15 protein-coding genes are annotated in these 16312 nt (G+C 71.8%); 7 read left to right on the plus strand and 8 right to left on the minus strand.

What is annotated here, in order from left to right; genetic code table 11:
* From OG715_RS18095 to OG715_RS18105, 3 genes are all read right to left on the minus strand, one after another.
* A complete protein-coding gene (locus OG715_RS18095) occupies positions 1-1791 on the minus strand; it encodes an ABC transporter ATP-binding protein (RefSeq protein ID WP_407660992.1) in 1791 nt (596 codons plus the stop codon).
* A 97-nt stretch (positions 1792-1888) separates the two neighbouring features.
* The gene (locus OG715_RS18100) at positions 1889-2950 is read right to left on the minus strand and encodes a BMP family lipoprotein (RefSeq protein ID WP_266269829.1); all 1062 of its coding nucleotides are present in this window, start codon (positions 2948-2950) and stop codon (positions 1889-1891) included.
* Positions 2951-3242: 292 nt separating this feature from the next.
* The gene (locus tag OG715_RS18105; protein ID WP_266269831.1) at positions 3243-4496 is read right to left on the minus strand and encodes an amidohydrolase; all 1254 of its coding nucleotides are present in this window, start codon (positions 4494-4496) and stop codon (positions 3243-3245) included.
* A gap of 332 nt (positions 4497-4828) precedes the next feature.
* Between OG715_RS18105 and OG715_RS18110 the strand changes: the two genes are divergently transcribed.
* Positions 4829-5572, plus strand: a complete 744-nt coding sequence (locus tag OG715_RS18110; RefSeq protein WP_043468366.1) for an SDR family oxidoreductase — start codon at positions 4829-4831, stop codon at positions 5570-5572.
* A 275-nt stretch (positions 5573-5847) separates the two neighbouring features.
* A complete protein-coding gene (locus OG715_RS18115; protein ID WP_045937742.1) occupies positions 5848-6393 on the plus strand; it encodes a 2-oxo-4-hydroxy-4-carboxy-5-ureidoimidazoline decarboxylase in 546 nt (181 codons plus the stop codon).
* A 65-nt stretch (positions 6394-6458) separates the two neighbouring features.
* Here OG715_RS18115 and OG715_RS18120 read toward each other — a convergent pair whose 3' ends face one another.
* A complete protein-coding gene (locus OG715_RS18120; RefSeq protein ID WP_266269832.1) occupies positions 6459-7271 on the minus strand; it encodes a hypothetical protein in 813 nt (270 codons plus the stop codon).
* 264 nt (positions 7272-7535) lie between these two features.
* Here OG715_RS18120 and sdhC point away from each other — a divergent pair, with 264 nt between their 5' ends.
* The 4 genes from sdhC to OG715_RS18140 are packed head-to-tail and all read left to right on the plus strand — an operon-like array spanning position 7536 to position 10986.
* Entirely contained in the window at positions 7536-7916 is a 381-nt protein-coding gene (sdhC, locus tag OG715_RS18125; RefSeq protein ID WP_037779669.1) for a succinate dehydrogenase, cytochrome b556 subunit, read from the plus strand.
* Positions 7917-7924: 8 nt separating this feature from the next.
* A complete protein-coding gene (locus OG715_RS18130; protein WP_266269834.1) occupies positions 7925-8416 on the plus strand; it encodes a succinate dehydrogenase hydrophobic membrane anchor subunit in 492 nt (163 codons plus the stop codon).
* A 54-nt stretch (positions 8417-8470) separates the two neighbouring features.
* Positions 8471-10213: a succinate dehydrogenase flavoprotein subunit gene (gene sdhA, locus OG715_RS18135; RefSeq protein WP_266269835.1), complete on the plus strand. Its 1743-nt coding sequence runs from the start codon at positions 8471-8473 to the stop codon at positions 10211-10213.
* Complete coding sequence (locus OG715_RS18140) at positions 10213-10986, plus strand: succinate dehydrogenase iron-sulfur subunit (RefSeq protein ID WP_266269836.1); 774 nt, start codon at positions 10213-10215, stop codon at positions 10984-10986. The genes sdhA and OG715_RS18140 overlap by 1 nt, the downstream gene beginning before the upstream one ends.
* Positions 10987-11042: 56 nt before the next feature.
* Here OG715_RS18140 and OG715_RS18145 read toward each other — a convergent pair whose 3' ends face one another.
* Positions 11043-12332, minus strand: a complete 1290-nt coding sequence (locus tag OG715_RS18145; protein ID WP_266269837.1) for a hypothetical protein — start codon at positions 12330-12332, stop codon at positions 11043-11045.
* A 104-nt stretch (positions 12333-12436) separates the two neighbouring features.
* A complete protein-coding gene (locus OG715_RS18150) occupies positions 12437-12694 on the minus strand; it encodes an SCO4848 family membrane protein (protein WP_266269838.1) in 258 nt (85 codons plus the stop codon).
* A 147-nt stretch (positions 12695-12841) separates the two neighbouring features.
* On the opposite strand from OG715_RS18150, the gene OG715_RS18155 reads away from it, so the two are divergent.
* Positions 12842-14059, plus strand: coding sequence for a D-alanyl-D-alanine carboxypeptidase family protein (locus OG715_RS18155; RefSeq protein ID WP_407660993.1), 1218 nt, complete (start codon positions 12842-12844; stop codon positions 14057-14059).
* A 31-nt stretch (positions 14060-14090) separates the two neighbouring features.
* Here the strand turns inward: OG715_RS18155 and OG715_RS18160 are convergent, their stop codons facing one another.
* Both OG715_RS18160 and OG715_RS18165 read right to left on the minus strand, forming a co-directional pair.
* On the minus strand, positions 14091-15125 hold the full coding sequence (locus OG715_RS18160; protein ID WP_266269839.1) for a YihY/virulence factor BrkB family protein: 1035 nt from the start codon (positions 15123-15125) through the stop codon (positions 14091-14093).
* A gap of 95 nt (positions 15126-15220) precedes the next feature.
* On the minus strand, positions 15221-16219 hold the full coding sequence (locus OG715_RS18165; protein WP_407660994.1) for a glycosyltransferase family 2 protein: 999 nt from the start codon (positions 16217-16219) through the stop codon (positions 15221-15223).
* Between the last annotated feature and the right edge of the window lie 93 nt (positions 16220-16312).

Genomic DNA, 16312 nt, shown 5'->3' on the forward strand with positions numbered 1-16312 from the left:
CTACTCCCCCGCCTGCTGGTCGTCGGCGGTGTCGGTGGGGGCGGTGTCGGTCGGGGCCGCGGACTGCGCCTCGGTGCCCTCGGCCGCCAGGGCCTGTGCCTCGGCGACCGCTTCCGGCTCGGACTCGATGTGGCCCTGGGCGGCACCGGTCATCGCGGTGCCGAGGTCCTCGGCGGTCACGGTGGCCGGGTCGGCGTCGGCGACCAGCCGGCCCCGGTAGATCACCCGGATGGTGTCGGAGAGGCCGATCAGCTCGTCCAGGTCGGCCGAGATCAGCAGCACGGCGAGGCCGGCCCGCTGGGCGACCCGGATGTGCTCCCAGATCTGCGCCTGGGCGCCGACGTCCACACCGCGGGTGGGGTGGGCGGCGATGAGCAGCCGGGGCTGGTGGCTCATCTCGCGGCCGATGATCAGCTTCTGCTGGTTGCCGCCGGAGAGGGAGGCCGCGGTGACCTCGATGCCGGGGGTGCGGACGTCGTACTCCTCGACGATCCGCTGGGTGTCCTTGCGGGCGCCGGCCGGGTCGAGCAGCACGCCCTTGGAGTTGGGCCGCTCGGTGACGTGGCCGAGCATCCGGTTCTCCCAGAGCGGCGCTTCCAGCAGCAGGCCGTGCCGGTGGCGGTCCTCGGGGATGTAGCCGATGCCGGCCTCGCGGCGGGCCCGGGTGAGGGTACCGGAGAGGTCCTTGCCGTCCAGGGTGACGGTGCCGCCGTCCAGCGGGAGCATCCCCATGACGGCCTCGACCAGTTCGGCCTGGCCGTTGCCCTCGACACCGGCGATGCCGAGGATCTCGCCCTTGTGGATGCGCAGCGAGATGTCGTCCAGGACGACGCGCTCGATGCCCTCGGCGTCGGTCTTGGCGATCCGCAGGCCGTCGACGCGCAGCATCTCGTCGGTGGTGACGGTGGACTCGCGGCTCTCCGGGGAGGGGAGCTCGGCGCCGACCATCAGCTCGGCGAGCTGGCGGGCCGTGACGCTCTTCGGGTCCGCGTCGCCGACGGTGGTGCCGCGGCGGATGACGCTGATCGCGTCGGCCACCGAGAGCACCTCGTGCAGCTTGTGCGAGATGAAGATGACGGTGACGCCCTCGGACTTCAGCTCCCGCAGGTTGTCGAACAGGGCGTCGACCTCCTGCGGGACGAGCACCGCGGTGGGCTCGTCGAGGATCAGGATCTTGGCGCCGCGGTAGAGCACCTTGAGGATCTCGACCCGCTGGCGGTCGGCCACGCCGAGGTCCTCGACCAGGGCGTCGGGGCGCACGCCCAGGCCGTACTGGTCGGAGATCTCCTTGATCTTCGTCTTGGCCTTGCCGCCGATGCCGTACAGGTGCTCGCCGCCGAGGACGACGTTCTCCCACACGGTGAGGTTGTCGGCGAGCATGAAGTGCTGGTGCACCATGCCGATGCCGCGCGCGATGGCCTCGCCGGGGGTGTTGAACTCGCACAGCTCGCCGTTGATCGCGATGGTGCCCTCGTCCGGCTTCTGCATGCCGTAGAGGATCTTCATCAGCGTCGACTTGCCGGCACCGTTCTCGCCCATGAGGGCGTGCACGGTGCCGGTGCGGACGGTGAGGTTGATGTCGTGGTTGGCCACGACGCCGGGGAAGCGCTTGGTGATGCCGCGCAGTTCGACGGCCGGTGTCGCCGTCCCCGCGCTGGGGTTGCCGCCCGTGGTCGGGGCGGGGTCGGATGCGGTGATGGCGATCTCCTGGTGGTCTGGAGGCGCGTCGTTGCGCTGGAGGGCCAAAAGCGAAAAGGCTGGGGGGACGGGACGGGGCCCGGGGGTACGCACTGAGCGCACCCTTCCGGGCCCCTCCCTGATGTTGCGTCCATCATCGCGCTGCCGGGCAGGCGGCAGCGGCAACGACGTCCGGTCGAACCGTGGACCCTTAGATCTTGGACGGGTCGGTCGGGACGGTGATGGCGCCGTTCTTGATGCTGGCGGCGGCCTCGTCGAGCTTGCTCTTGATGTCGTCGATCTTGCCACCGGTGGTGGCGAGCGAGACACCGTCGGACTTGAGGTCGAAGTTCTTCACACCGGTGAAGACCTGGCCCTTCTTGGCGGACTCGATGTAGGCGAAAACGGCCTTGTCCACGTTCTTGACCATCGAGGTCATGATGCTGTTCTTGTACTTCGCCAGGGCGGGCTGCGCGGCCTGGTCGGAGTCGACACCGATGGCCAGGGCGTTGGCACCGGCGGCGGCCTCGATCGCACCGTTGCCGGAGGAGCCGGCGGCGGTGTAGACGACGTCGGCCTTCTTGTCGAGCTGGCCCTGCGCGGCTTCCTTGCCCTTGTCGGGGGCGGCGAAGCCGGAGAAGTCCGGCGGGGTGGTCAGGTAGGTGACCTCGACCGGCATGTTCGGGTCGACGGACTTGACGCCCGCGCGGTAACCGGCCTCGAACTTCTTGATCAGCTCGGTCTGCACACCGCCGATGAAGCCCACGTGCTTGGTCTTCGTCTTGAGGGCGGCGGCGACACCGGCGAGGTAGGAGCCCTCCTGCTCGGAGAACGTCAGCGAGGTGACGTTGCTCGGCTGGGTGTCCGACGCCGAGTCGATGATCGCGAACTTGGTGTTCGGGTTCTCCTTGGCGACCTTCTCGACGGCCGCCTGGTAGACGAAGCCGACCGCGATGACCGGGTTGTAACCGGCGGTCACCAGGTTCTTGAGACGGGTCTCCTTGTCGGCCTCGGCCTCGCCGGTCTTGGCGTCGGCCTCGGTGACGGCGACGCCGAGCTGGGACTTGGCCTGGTCGAGACCGCGGGCGGCGGAGTCGTTGAACGACTGGTCGCCACGGCCGCCGATGTCGTAGGCCATACCGACCTTCAGCGCACCGTCGGAGGCGCCGGAGGAGGCGGAAGTGTCATTGCTCTTTGCGCCGCATGCGGCGAGCGAGGCGATGCCCAGGGAACCCGAGAGCACAACCGCAGCGAGCTTGGTAGAACGGCGCAAGGGAATATCTCCTTCTCACACGCACCCGTTTAGCGTGGTCGGACGCCACCGTAACGCGCGTAGAACACGGTTGGGTTACGGGCCGCCGGAGCATTCGGGTTGTTATCAAACCGTGGTCTCACGGTCCACCCGACACTCCTTTCCCCTTCACTGAGGGTGATTGGAACTGGCCCGTCCCAGTGTACGTAACCCGAAATAAAGGGGGTATTGCGACAAACCGGACACCCTCTGTGGGTGTCCGGTTCAGGTCGTTACGAGGGAGTGTGTCAGGGCCTCCCGGGCGCCGGTGCCGTCAGGGCGTCCCGGGCTCCAGTGCCAGTGCGGCGAACAGCTCCACCCCGACCGCGATCGCCCGCTCGTCCGCGTCGAAGCGGCCCTGGTGCAGGTCCCGGACGGCGGTGTCGCCGGGGGTGCGGACGCCGAGCCTGGCCAGCGCGCCGGGGGCGTGCTCCAGGTACCAGGAGAAGTCCTCCCCGCCGAGCGACTGCTCGGTGTCCTCCACCACGGTCGCCCCGGGCCCGCCGAAGCGCGCGGTCATCGCGGCCTCCAACAGGCCGACCGAGCCCGCCTCGTTGACCACCGGCGGCACGCCCCGGTGGTAGTCCAGCGTCCACTTGGCGCGGTGGGTCTCGGCGAGCCGGGCGATCAGCTCGTGCAGCAGGTCCGGCGCCTGCCGCCAGCCGTCCAGCTCCAGGCAGCGGACGGTGCCCTCCAGTTCGGCGTGCTGCGGGATGACATTGGGCGCGGAGCCGGCGGCGATCCGGCCCCAGACCAGCGAGACGCCCCAGCGCGGGTCCATCCGGCGGGCCAGCGCGGCCGGCAGCTCGGCGGCGGTCCTGGCGATCGCGGTGACCAGGTCGGTGGTCAGGTGCGGCCGCGCGGTGTGGCCGCCGGGGCCGTCCAGGTGCAGGACCAGGCGGTCGCAGGCCGAGGTGATCGCCCCGACCCGCAGGGCGATCCGGCCCGCCTCCACCTTGGGGTCGCAGTGCACGGCGAAGATCCGGCCGACGCCCTCCATGCCGCCGGCCGCGATCACGTCCAGGGCGCCGCCGGGCATGACCTCCTCGGCGGGCTGGAACACCAGCCGGACCGGGCGGCGGAGCTCCCCGCTCCGGGCCGCCTCGGCGAGCACCAGCGCGGTGCCGAGCAGTACCGAGGTGTGCACGTCGTGGCCGCAGGCGTGGGCCCGGCCGGGGACGCTCGACCGGTAGGGCACATCGGTCTTGGCGTCGTCGATCGGCAGGGCGTCGATGTCGGCGCGGAAGGCGAGGAACTCGGCCCCGCGCGGGGCGGACTCGGGAACGATGTCGACGAGCATTCCGGTGCCGCCCGGGAGGATCCGGGGGGCGAGGCCGGCGGCGACCAGACGGTCGCGCAGCCGGCCGGTGGTACGGAACTCCTGGCGGCCCAGCTCCGGGTGCCGGTGCAGGTCCCGCCGGAAGGCGATCAGCTCGGGCTCCAGCTCGCGTACCCGGTCACGGAGACCGGCGGCGGGGCGTGCAGCGGTGAGGGTGACGGCCGACTGGGCGGACTCACGACGGTTCATCTCAACAAGGGTAGGCCCGTTGGGGGGATTTGGCCTGACTTCCCGAAAATCACTGCCCGGATGGGCGCATACCGGCCGCGCCGGTGGGTATGACATCTTGTTTCAGCCGCCTTCCCCATGGTGCCTGCCCAGTGCAACGACCATCGGCGGCGGCGGTAACGCCGCTCCCGGCCGGGCGGTTCGCGAACGCTCCGGGCGGCGGCACCCGGCCCCCGGCCGTTCGAATCATGGCTCAAAGTGTTCGACCGGCCCTCCGGGGCCCCGCCCCTGCGCCGCTCCTCGGCGGTCTTGAGATGATCGGCCGAACCGACCGGGCTATCCCAGGAGTGGCAATGACCGAGCAGAAGGTGGCCGTCGTCACCGGTGCGAGCAGTGGGATCGGCGCGGCGACCGCCCGCCGGCTCGCCGCCGAGGGCTTCGAGGTGGTGCTGACCGCCCGCCGGACCGACCGGATCGAGGCGCTGGCCAAGGAGATCGGGGGCCGCGCCCACACCCTGGACGTCACCGACCGGGCCGCCGTGGACGCCTTCGCGGCCGGGCTCGGCCGGGTGGACGTCCTGGTGAACAACGCCGGCGGCGCGATCGGCGCGGAGACCGTGGAGCACGGCGACCCGGCCGACTGGCTCGCCATGTACCAGGTCAACGTGCTCGGCGTGCTGCACATGACCCAGGCGCTGCTGCCGGCCCTGCGGGCGAGCGGCGACGGCACCGTCCTGGTCATGTCGTCCACCGCCGCGCTCGCCGCGTACGAGGGCGGCGGCGGCTACGTCGCGGCCAAGCACGCCGCGCACACCATCGCCGCGACGCTCCGGCTGGAGCTGTGCGGGGAGCCGATCCGGGTGATCGAGATCGCCCCGGGCATGGTGAAGTCCGAGGGCTTCGCGGTGACCCGCTTCCGCGGCGACGAGGAGAAGGCCGCCGCCGTGTACGCCGGTGTCGCCGAGCCCCTCGACTCCGAGGACATCGCCGACACCGTCGCCTGGGCCGTCACCCGGCCCCCGCACGTCAACATCGACCTCCTGGTGGTCCGCCCCCGCGCCCAGGCCGCCAACCACAAGGTCCACCGCGAGCTCTGACCCGGCACCGGGCGACGGGAGCGGCGGCGGGAGCCGCACCGGAGGCGGGGCGGCGTAGCAGACGAAGAAGGGGAGGGCGCTGACACGAAGGTGTCAACGTCACAACTTGATAGCTCGTTCGGATGAAATCCGCGTGCGCCCTCCCCAACTGATGACGGCTCAACTACCGTTGAGCCGCTGCCGGGCGGGCGTTGGACGCCGTTCCGCAGCCTGATACTTCACTTGCCGTCACCGCCACTTCACCGGCCCCTTCCCGCCCTCACGAGGAGGACCCGCTGGCCAGCGACATTCCGTCACCGAGGCTCGACCCCAGGGACGAGCCGACCCTCCTCGGGTTGCACCGTTTCAACGAGGCCGACGCCGGAGCCGCGGAGGAAGCCCTGCTCGCCTGCTGCGGCAGCCACCGGTGGGCCCTCCGGCTCACCGCCCACCGGCCCTACCCCGACATAGAGTCCCTGCGCGCCGCCGCCAGCGAGGCTTCGTACGACCTGCGTCCGGCCGACCTGGCCGAGGCGCTGGCGGACGAGAGCTGGATGCCGCAACCGCTCCTCGGCATGCGCGCACCCGGCAGCCAGGCGGCGCACACCGCGCTGCGGGCGGCCCACGCCGCCTACGAGGCACGGTTCGGCCATGTCTTCGTGGTCTGCCTGGAGGGCATCGACCCCGAGGAGATGCTCGACGCCGTGCTCAGCTCGATCCGCACCCGTCTCGCCAACGATCCCGACGAGGAGCGCCTGGTCGCCGCCGACGAGCTGCGCCGGATCGCCCTCACCCGGCTGGAGCACCTGGTCGCCACCCATTCGGGGGCCGGGGCCCGCTGATCCCCGCCCCGGGCGCCCTCGGCGCCCGGGGCTTCAGCTCTTCCGTGGCTCGGCCCTTCCGTGGCTCAGCCCTTCTGGGCCGCGCGCAGCTTGGCCACCTGACGCCGGACGACCCGCTCGTCCGGCACCGGGGCCGGCTCGGCGCCGACACCCACCGTGCTGAACACCACCAGGGCCGGTCCGACCCGCGCCAGGACCGCACGCTGCGCGAGCACCACCGCACCGGATTCATTCGTCAGGGTGAAACCCGTCGCCGCGTCGGCTCCCTCGGGCGTGGGCGTGTCGTTCCGGCTCAGCCGGTGCCCGGTCCGGGTCGCTCCCCGGCTCCGGTCCGCCGGGGGCGGCGGCGCGGTCGAGGAGAACTCCGCGCACGGACCGAACAGTCCCTCCAGTTCCGCCTGCAGCCGGGCCGCCCGGTCGCCCCGGTAGCCGAGCAGTCCGCCGTACAGGCTCCCCGAGGGGTCGGCGGCCAGGGCCACGCTCAGATCGGTCTCCGCGTACGGCACCGCCGACACCGGCGCCGGGGAGGCGGAGGCCCGGGCGGCCTTCGCCGGGCCCGCCGCCGGCGCCACCGCGTCCAGCAGCGGCTGGCAGACCGGCTTGTCGGCGGTCTCCCGGCCGCCGTCCGGGCCGGTCTCGCCGTGGCCGGGGGCGATCACGGTGACGGTGAAGCCGGGCCCCAGTTCGGCGTCGGTGACCGCGGCGGCGCGCAGTTCGGCGGCGGACAGCTCCCGGGCCGGGGCGGCGGCGGCCCGGTCGGCCGAGCCGCCCGCCGGGGCGGCGCAGCCGGCGGCGAGCAGCAGCGCCCCGACCAGCAGCGGGACGGGAAGGCGGGACGGACGCGGGGTGCGGGCGGGACGCGGGGCGCGGTGCGGCACGGGGGCCTCGGCGGGGTGTCGGCGGCGAACGGGTGGGCCACCGTAGCGCGACGCGGAGCACCCATGTAGTCACCCTGCGTAGCGATCGATGCCCGGGTTCCCGTCCGACTAGGCCAGTCGTGCCTGATTGATCACACCTCGGACCCCCGGAGGCGGTTCCCGACAAGGCGTCGATAGGATGCTCGCGGCCGGTGGACCGTACCCGGCCGGGCTGACCGACACCGAAGCCGGCCGAGCCCCCAATCGCTTCCGGAGGGTTTTTCCGTGCCGGCTGGAACGCTGTACCGCGGCCGGGAAGGCATGTGGAGCTGGGTGGCTCATCGAGTCACCGGCGTCCTCATCTTCTTCTTCCTGTTCGCCCATGTCCTGGACACCGCACTGGTGCGGGTGTCGCCCGAGGCGTACGACACCGTCATTCAGACGTACAAGACGCCCCTCGTGAACCTGATGGAGTACGGCCTGGTGGCCGCCATCCTGTTCCACGCCCTGAACGGACTGCGCGTCGTCGCCGTCGACTTCTGGTCCAAGGGCCCGAAGTACCAGAAGCAGATGCTCTGGACCGTGGTCGGAGTCTGGGTCGTCCTCATGGCGGGCGCCTTCTACCCGATCCTGCAGCACACGCTGACCTCCTGGTTCGGGAAGTGATCTGAGACATGTCCACGGAAATCTCCGACGCTGTGGTGGTCCCCTCCGCCCAGGCGCACACCGCCAAGGGTCTCGGCACCGGCAACCCGGCCGACGCGTTCGTGATCGAACCGGCCAGGCAGCGGTCGAAGAAGACCCCGCGCCGCACCCGTACCAACTTCGAGATGCTGGCCTGGCTCTTCATGCGCCTGTCCGGCATCGTCCTCGTGGTGCTGATCCTCGGCCACCTGCTGATCATGCTGGTGCTCGACGGCGGCGTCTCCAAGATCGGCTTCGCCTTCGTGGCCGGCCGCTGGGCCTCGCCGTTCTGGCAGGTCTGGGACCTCACCATGCTCTGGCTCGCCATGCTGCACGGCGCCAACGGCATGCGTCAGGTCATCAACGACTACGCCGAGAAGGACTCCACCCGGCTCTGGCTGAAGGGCCTCATGGGTACCGCCACGGTCTTCACCGTGCTGCTCGGCACCCTGGTGATCTTCACCTTCGATCCCAACATCTGAGCCGACAGCATCCACATCGGACATCGGCAGAGGCCAGAGGCGAGTTAACCCCCCATGCAGATTCACCAGTACGACACCGTCATCGTCGGCGCCGGCGGCGCCGGGATGCGCGCCGCCATCGAGTCGACGCAGCGCAGCCGCACCGCGGTCCTGACCAAGCTCTACCCGACCCGGTCCCACACCGGCGCGGCCCAGGGCGGCATGTGCGCCGCCCTGGCCAACGTCGAGGAGGACAACTGGGAGTGGCACACCTTCGACACGGTCAAGGGTGGTGACTACCTGGTCGACCAGGACGCCGCCGAGATCATGTGCAAGGAGGCCATCGACGCGGTCCTCGACCTGGAGAAGATGGGTCTGCCCTTCTCCCGCACCGAGCAGGGCCGGATCGACCAGCGCCGCTTCGGCGGCCACTCCCGCAACCACGGCGAGGCCCCGGTCCGCCGTTCCTGCTACGCGGCCGACCGCACCGGTCACATGATCCTCCAGACGCTGTTCCAGAACTGCGTCAAGCACGGCGTCGAGTTCTTCAACGAGTTCTACGTCCTGGACCTGCTGATCAACGAGGGCCGCACGGCCGGCGTCGTCGCCTACGAGCTGGCCACCGGCGAGATCCACGTCTTCCAGGCCAAGGCCGTCGTGTTCGCCTCCGGCGGCACCGGCAAGATGTTCAAGGTCTCCTCGAACGCCCACACCCTCACCGGTGACGGCCAGGCGGTGGCCTACCGCCGCGGCCTGCCGCTGGAGGACATGGAGTTCTTCCAGTTCCACCCGACGGGCATCTGGCGGATGGGCATCCTGCTCACCGAGGGCGCCCGCGGCGAGGGCGGCATCCTGCGCAACAAGGACGGCGAGCGCTTCATGGAGCGCTACGCCCCCGTCATGAAGGACCTCGCGTCCCGTGACGTCTGCTCCCGCGCGATCTACACCGAGATCCGCGAGGGCCGGGGCTGCGGTCCGGACGGCGACCACGTCTACCTGGACCTGACCCACCTGCCGCCGGAGCAGCTGGACGCCAAGCTCCCGGACATCACCGAGTTCGCCCGCACCTACCTCGGCATCGAGCCCTACACGGACCCGATCCCGATCCAGCCCACCGCGCACTACGCCATGGGCGGCATCCCGACCAACGTCGAGGGTGAGGTGCTGCGCAACAACACCGACGTCGTCCCGGGCCTGTACGCGGCCGGCGAGGTCGCCTGCGTGTCGGTGCACGGCGCCAACCGTCTGGGCACCAACTCGCTGCTGGACATCAACGTCTTCGGCCGTCGCGCCGGCCTCGCCGCCGCGGGCTTCGCCGACGCCAACGACTTCGTGCCGCTGCCGGAGAACCCGGAGCAGCTGGTCCAGAACCTGGTCGACTCGCTCCGCGAGTCCACCGGCACCGAGTCCGTGGCGCGGATCCGCGCGGAGCTCCAGGAGTCCATGGACGCCAACGCGATGGTGTACCGCACCGGTGCCACCCTGAAGCAGGCGGTCGAGGACATCGCCGCGCTGAAGGAGCGCTACAAGAACGTCTCGATCCAGGACAAGGGCTTCCGTTACAACACGGACCTGCTGGAGGCCATCGAGCTGGGCAACCTGCTCGACCTGGCCGAGGTCCTGGCCGTCTCCGCGCTCGCCCGCGAGGAGTCGCGCGGCGGTCACTACCGCGAGGACTTCCCGACCCGTGACGACGTGAAGTTCATGCAGCACACCATGGCGTACCAGGAGGTCGCCGCCGACGGCAGCACCTCCATCCGCCTCGACTACAAGCCGGTCGTCACGACCCGCTACCAGCCGATGGAGCGTAAGTACTGATGAGCACTCCGACCATGGAGAAGCACTCGGCCGCTCTGGACGCGGCCGAGGCCGGCGGTACGAAGCTGATCACCGTCACCGTCCGGATCCGCCGGTTCAACCCGGAGGAGCACCCGGACCCGGTGTGGGTCGACTACCAGCTGGAGATGGACCCGAAGGAGCGCGTCCTGGACGCGCTCAACAAGATCAAGTGGGAGCAGGACGGCACCCTCACCTACCGCCGTTCCTGTGCCCACGGCATCTGCGGCTCCGACGCCATGCGGATCAACGGCCGCAACCGGCTGGCGTGCAAGACCCTGCTCAAGGACGTCAACCCGGAGAAGCCGATCACGATCGAGGCCATCAAGGGCCTGACCGTCCTCAAGGACCTGATCGTGGACATGGACCCGTTCTTCCAGGCGTACAAGGACGTCATGCCGTTCCTCATCACCAAGGGGAACGAGCCGACCCGCGAGCGCCTGCAGTCCGCCGAGGACCGCGAGCGCTTCGACGACACCACCAAGTGCATCCTGTGCGCCGCGTGCACGTCGTCCTGCCCGGTGTTCTGGAACGACGGCCAGTACTTCGGCCCGGCCGCGATCGTCAACGCCCACCGCTTCATCTTCGACTCGCGCGACGAGGGCGGGGAGCAGCGGCTGGAGATCCTCAACGACCGTGAGGGCGTCTGGCGCTGCCGGACCACCTTCAACTGCTCCGAGGCCTGCCCCCGCGGCATCGAGGTCACCAAGGCGATCCAGGAAGTGAAGCGCGCGCTGGTCACCCGCCGCTTCTGATCCAGGGCCCCACGCCGAAGGCCCCCGTCCGCTCCGGACGGGGGCCTTCGCGTTGCTCAGCGCAGGAGGCCGAGGTCCTTCGGGTCCGCGAGGCCGCGGTAGGTCAGCAGGTGCCGGTCGGCGGTGACGGCCCACAGGTCGGCGGTGCCGTCCCCGTCGAGGTCGCCCTGGCTGTCGAGGGTGGGGTAGGCGTCGACGGTGAAGCCGGTGGCGGCCACGCCCGCCGTCGGGTCGGCCAGGGCGGAGAAGTCGACGGTGCCGTCGGCCTGCTTCGGGAGCGCGTACACGTGCAGGGCGCCGGTGGCCCGCTCGCGCGCCCACAGGGCGAGGTTCCCGGCGGCGTCGGGGCCGGGGGCGACCAGGTCGTAGCCGGTCCACAGGCCGCCGGTGGTCAGCCGCCGGGCGTCGAACCAGTACGCGTTCGCCCCGGCGTCCGCAGCCCAGAGGTCGCCGTTCTGCAGCGTGAGCATCGCCGGACGGGACTGGTCGGCGCCGTTCACCGCACCGAGCAGCACCTGCTGCTGGGCGTCCTGCCAGTCGGTGCCGTAGTCCGGCGGGCAGTCGAAGACGTCGACGCAGTCCGGCCAGGAGACCATCGTCGAGCCCGAGTCGGAGAAGTCCCCGGTGCCGTACTGGTTCTGCAGGCTGTGGACGGTGCCGGTGCCGTTCTCCCGGACGATCAGGTCGTCGGCCGGGGCCATGGTCCAGCCCCGGTGCAGTACCCGGTACTTGTTCCAGTCCTTGGCACCCGGGGCCAGGCCGGCCGGGATCACGGACGTCGGGGTGGTGTCGTTCGCCCGGCCGTTGATGATCTGCAGGTTGCCCGCAGTGTCCGGGAGCAGGATGTCCGGGACGGCGTCGCCGTCCACGTCGCCCGGGGCGCTCGGCCTGGGGCGCGGGTCCCAGGGGGCGTAGAAGGTGTGCACCGTCGGCGCGCTCGTGTTGCCCGCGTTGTCGACGGCCCGGACCGTGAGCGTGTTGGTGCCCCACCGCAGGACCCGCAGGGCGAGGGTGGCGGTGCCGTCGGGGCCGGCCCCGAGCGCGCCGTCGCCGCAGCCGCCGGACACCCCGACGGTGGTGTTCAGCGCGTACCGGAAGCAGGCGACGCCGGAGGACGTGCCGCCCGCGGGGGCGGGGTCGGTGCCGGTGAGCAGGAAGGTGCCGGTCTCGCCCGCGTACTTGGCCGCGGTGGAACCGGAGCCCGCGGCCGGGAAGTCGGCCGAGGAGACGGCGACCCGGGGAGCGGTCACGTCGGTGTCGGCGACGGCGGCCGGTGCGGCGAACAGACCCGCCGTCAGTGCGACGGCGACGGCGGCGCCGAGTCGGCGGAGTTGCGCAGGCTTCATGAGGACCCACCCCTCTGTCTTCGAAGAACGAACACGCGTTCGATCACGATCGAGCAGAGGGAGCCTGCCAGAGCGGCCGCCGCCGGGCAACGAGTTTTCGCAGCTCAGCCGGTGGCCGGTTCGCGGCGGGCGGCGCGGAGGCCGCGGACGCCGAGGGTGCCGATGGCGAGGCCGAGGGCGAGGGAGGTGACGGCGAGGAGGAGGTGGACCCAGAAGAAGGCGGTGGGCTGGGAGTGGTCGCCGCCGGTGAAGGCCTGGCCGCCGGAGTCCTTCCAGAGGTTCTTGACGAAGGTGGTCCAGATGAACAGGGACCAGACTCCGAAGGCGGTCAGGAACCAGGAGGTGCGGCGGCTGAGCTTCATGGGGCGGTCCTCGGTGGGGCGGGGAGGTGAAGGCGGTGTGCTTCCCCAGTATGCGCGGGCGTCCGTTCGGCGTACGGCGGCCCCCTCCTGCGGCGGACCGGGGCGGAGAGGCGGACGGCGGGGGCCCCGAGTGGGTACCGTCTGCTGGTGCCCACTAGCTCGAAGCTCGCACGTCTGATCGCCGCGCCCGCCGCGGCCCTTCCGCTCCTGTTCGCCGCCCCGGTGGCCGTCGCGGCCCCGCCCGGGTCGCCGCCGTCGGCCTCGGTCGGCGGAGACCGGCTGGGGCTCCCGGGGGTCCAGGTGGATCCGCTGGCGGGCGCCCCGGCGCTGCCGGGGGACCTCACCGGGCAGTCCTGGATAGTCGCCGACGCCACGTCAGGAGAGGTGCTGGCGGCCAGCAACCCGCATCTGCGGCTGGCCCCGGCCTCCACGCTGAAGATCCTCTTCGCCGACACCGTGCTGCCGAAGTTCGACCGCAACGCCGTGCACCGGGTCGCGCCCGAGGAGATCCAGGGGATCGGCGCCGGCAGCAGCCTGGTCGGCATCAAGGAGGACCTGGACTACCGGGTCGAGGACCTCTGGCGCGGGGTGTTCCTGAGCTCGGGGAACGACGCGGTGCACGTCCTCGCGCACATGAACGGCGGCGTGCAGCAGACCGTGGCCGAGATGCAGTCGCGGGCGGAGGCGCTGCAGGCCCGGGACACCCGGGTGGTCTCGCCGGACGGCTACGACTCGGACGGCCAGGTGTCCTCGGCCTACGACCTGACCCTGTTCGCCCGGGCGGGGCTGCGCAACCCGGACTTCCGGAGCTACTGCGCGACCCGCGACGCGCAGTTCCCGGGCGCGGTGGACAAGAACACCGGGCAGCGCGGGAGCTTCGGGATCGCCAACACCGACCGGCTGCTCGGCAAGTACCCGGGCCTGATCGGGGTGAAGAACGGTTTCACCACCAACGCCGGCTCCACCTTCGTCGGCGCCGCCGAACGGGACGGCCGGACCCTGCTGGTGACGGTGATGCACCCGACCACCTACCAGAAGGTGTACGACGAGACGGCCGCGCTGCTGGACTGGGGCTTCGCCGCGGCCGGCAAGGTGGCCCCGGTCGGGAAGCTGGTGGAGGAGGGCGAGAGCGCCGCGCCGACGCCGACCGGACAGGCGGGCGGGGCCGCCGGGGTGCCCGCCCCGCCGCCGCACCCCTCGCCGACCGCGACCGACCGGTCCGCCCCGGCGACCGCACGGGCGGCGGACCCCGCCGGGGACGACGGCCTCGGGCCGGTCGGCTGGGTCGTCGTCGGGGTGGTCCTGACGGCGGGCGGCGCGGGTGCCGTGCTGCTGCTGAACCGGCGGCGCGCGGCCGCCCGCTGAACGCGCTCCGCGGGGACGCCCCTTCCCGGCCTCAGCCCTCCCCGTCCGGGGAGCGCCGGGGCCGGGGCCGGTCCTCCCCGTCGGCCGCCCGCTCCGTAGCGGCCGCCTCCGTCCGGGCAGCCGTCCCCTCCTCGGCGACCGTCCCCTTCTCGGCGACCGCCTCCGCCGCGTCCGCGGCCGCGACCAGTGCGGCGGCGCGCTCGCGGGCCCGCTCCCGGGCCGCCACCGGGTCGGCGGTCGCCGTCCAGGCCACGCAGTACATCAGCAGCCGGCAGACGAAGTTGATCCACAGCAGCAGCGCCACCGGCACGCCGAAGGCGCCGTAGAGGCTCTTCCCGGCGACCGAGCCGAGGTACGAGGCCAGCAGGATCTTCAGCAGCTCGAAACCGACCGCGCCGATCAGCGCGGCCTTCAGGACGTCCCGCCGGTGCTGGTGCGCGATCCGCGGAAACGGCGCCAGCAGGTAGGCGAAGAGCAGCATGTCGCAGCCGACGGCGATCAGCAGTCCGGCCGCGGTGAGCAGGTACCCGCCCGAGCCCAGGCCGATCCAGTCGGCGATCCGGCCGGCCAGCGTCGTCCCGGCCGCCGAGGCGCCGAGCGAGACCAGCGAGACCAGGCCGAGGCCGCCGAGGACCACGAAGTCCCAGCCCTTGCGCAGCAGCGGGTTGCCCTCCTCGTCGGGCAGCTGCCAGAGGTCCCGGATCGAGGTCCGCATGGTGTCCACCCAGCCGAGGCCGGAGAGCACCAGCAGGACGCCGCTGACGAGTCCGACCGCACCCGCGTTGGCCACCAGCGAGGGCAGGTTGAGGGCGTCGGAGATGCCCGGCAGCTGGTCGGAGACGTGCTTCTGGATGTCGTCGACCCGGCTGTCGCTGAGGGTCGCGACGGCGATCGCCAGCGCCACCGTCAGCAGCGGGAAGAGCGCGAGGAAGCCGAAGAAGGTGACCGCGCCAGCCAGCCGGTTGCCGCGCAGCGCGGTGAAGTGCTCGTAGGCGCGGTAGGGGCGGCTGCGCAGCACCCGCGTCACGATCGGGCCGATCACCGGGAGACGGGTCAGGAAGTCCACCGTCCGGTTATACCGGCCCGTCCCCCGAACGGCCGTCAGGCCCGCCGTCAGACCGGCGGCCAGACCCACCGCGAGACCGGCCGTCGGACCGGCCGTCAGCGGCGGACCATCCGGCGGGCCCGGGCCAGCGTGCGGACCGCCTGGTAGGCGGTGTACCGGCCGTGGCCGAGCAGTTCGGTGCGCAGTCCGGACACCCCGCCGGACATCCGGTGGCCGGCCGGGCGCAGCCGGGCGCAGTGCTCGGCGGCCCGGCGGAAGAACTCCCGGCGGTCGCCGGGCGGGACCCGGCCGGGCCGGGAGACCACGGTGTTGAGGTGGTGCAGCATCCGGCCGTAGACCACCGGGCGCCAGCGGTCGAGCTCGGGGCGGCCGTCGAGGAACGCGAAGACCAGGTCGTACTGGTCGAAGACGTCGAAGTGCTTGCGGCTGGCGGTGGCCAGGATGTTGCCGCCCTCCTGGCGCTGCCGGTAGTGGACGCCGACCCGGTCGAGCAGGGTGATGCCGCGGGCGGCGAGCAGCGCCGGGTACGTCCAGGGGGTGTCCTCGTAGTACCCGGCCGGGAAGGTCAGGCCCTGGGCGGTGACGAAGTCGCGGCGGTAGGCCTTGTTCCACACCACCTGGAGCAGTTCGAGCAGCTCGGGGCGCTCGGCGAGGTCGAAGACCTCCCGGGAGGGGGCGCCGAAGACCTTGGCGGAGGCGGCGCGGACGGTCCGGCCGTCCGCGTAGGTGCGGGCGTAGTCGTAGACCAGGACGTCCGGGTCGCCGACGGCCCGCAGCCGGTCGTCGACGGCCTTCAGCAGACCGGGGGTCAGGGTGTCGTCGCTGTCGAGGAAGAGCACGTAGTCGCCGGTGGCGACGGCGAGGCCGGCGTTGCGGGCCGGGCCGAGGCCGACGTTCTCCGGCAGGTGGAGCACCCGCACCCGGGGGTCCTCGGCGGCGGCCGTGTCGAGCAGCGCGCCGCATCCGTCCGGGGAGCGGTCGTCCACCGCGATCAGCTCGATGTCCGGGCCGTCCTGGCCGAGCACCGAGGCGAGGCACTCGGCGAGGTAATCCTCGACCCGGTAGACCGGGACGATCACACTGAAGCGGGGCATGTCCCCAGGGTAGTGGGCCTGTCCGGGGGCCCCCGGACGGCCCCCGGCGGGGCCATGTGCCGGGGGTAGGATTCGACGCGCACGTACGCACCG

Origin of the sequence: Kitasatospora purpeofusca (assembly GCF_036010405.1) — a bacterium.
Taxonomy (GTDB): Bacteria; Actinomycetota; Actinomycetes; order Streptomycetales; family Streptomycetaceae; genus Kitasatospora; species Kitasatospora purpeofusca.

Bases quoted from the DNA above. Each gene is read 5' to 3' on its own strand.
- OG715_RS18105 (WP_266269831.1), bottom strand. From the start codon at position 4,496: ATGAACCGTCGTGAGTCCGCCCAGTCGGCCGTCACCCTCACCGCTGCA.
- OG715_RS18110 (WP_043468366.1), top strand. From the start codon at position 4,829: ATGACCGAGCAGAAGGTGGCCGTCGTCACCGGTGCGAGCAGTGGGATC.
- OG715_RS18130 (WP_266269834.1), top strand. From the start codon at position 7,925: ATGTCCACGGAAATCTCCGACGCTGTGGTGGTCCCCTCCGCCCAGGCG.
- sdhA (WP_266269835.1), top strand. From the start codon at position 8,471: ATGCAGATTCACCAGTACGACACCGTCATCGTCGGCGCCGGCGGCGCC.
- OG715_RS18140 (WP_266269836.1), top strand. From the start codon at position 10,213: ATGAGCACTCCGACCATGGAGAAGCACTCGGCCGCTCTGGACGCGGCC.
- OG715_RS18145 (WP_266269837.1), bottom strand. From the start codon at position 12,332: ATGAAGCCTGCGCAACTCCGCCGACTCGGCGCCGCCGTCGCCGTCGCA.
- OG715_RS18150 (WP_266269838.1), bottom strand. From the start codon at position 12,694: ATGAAGCTCAGCCGCCGCACCTCCTGGTTCCTGACCGCCTTCGGAGTC.
- OG715_RS18165 (WP_407660994.1), bottom strand. From the start codon at position 16,219: ATGCCCCGCTTCAGTGTGATCGTCCCGGTCTACCGGGTCGAGGATTAC.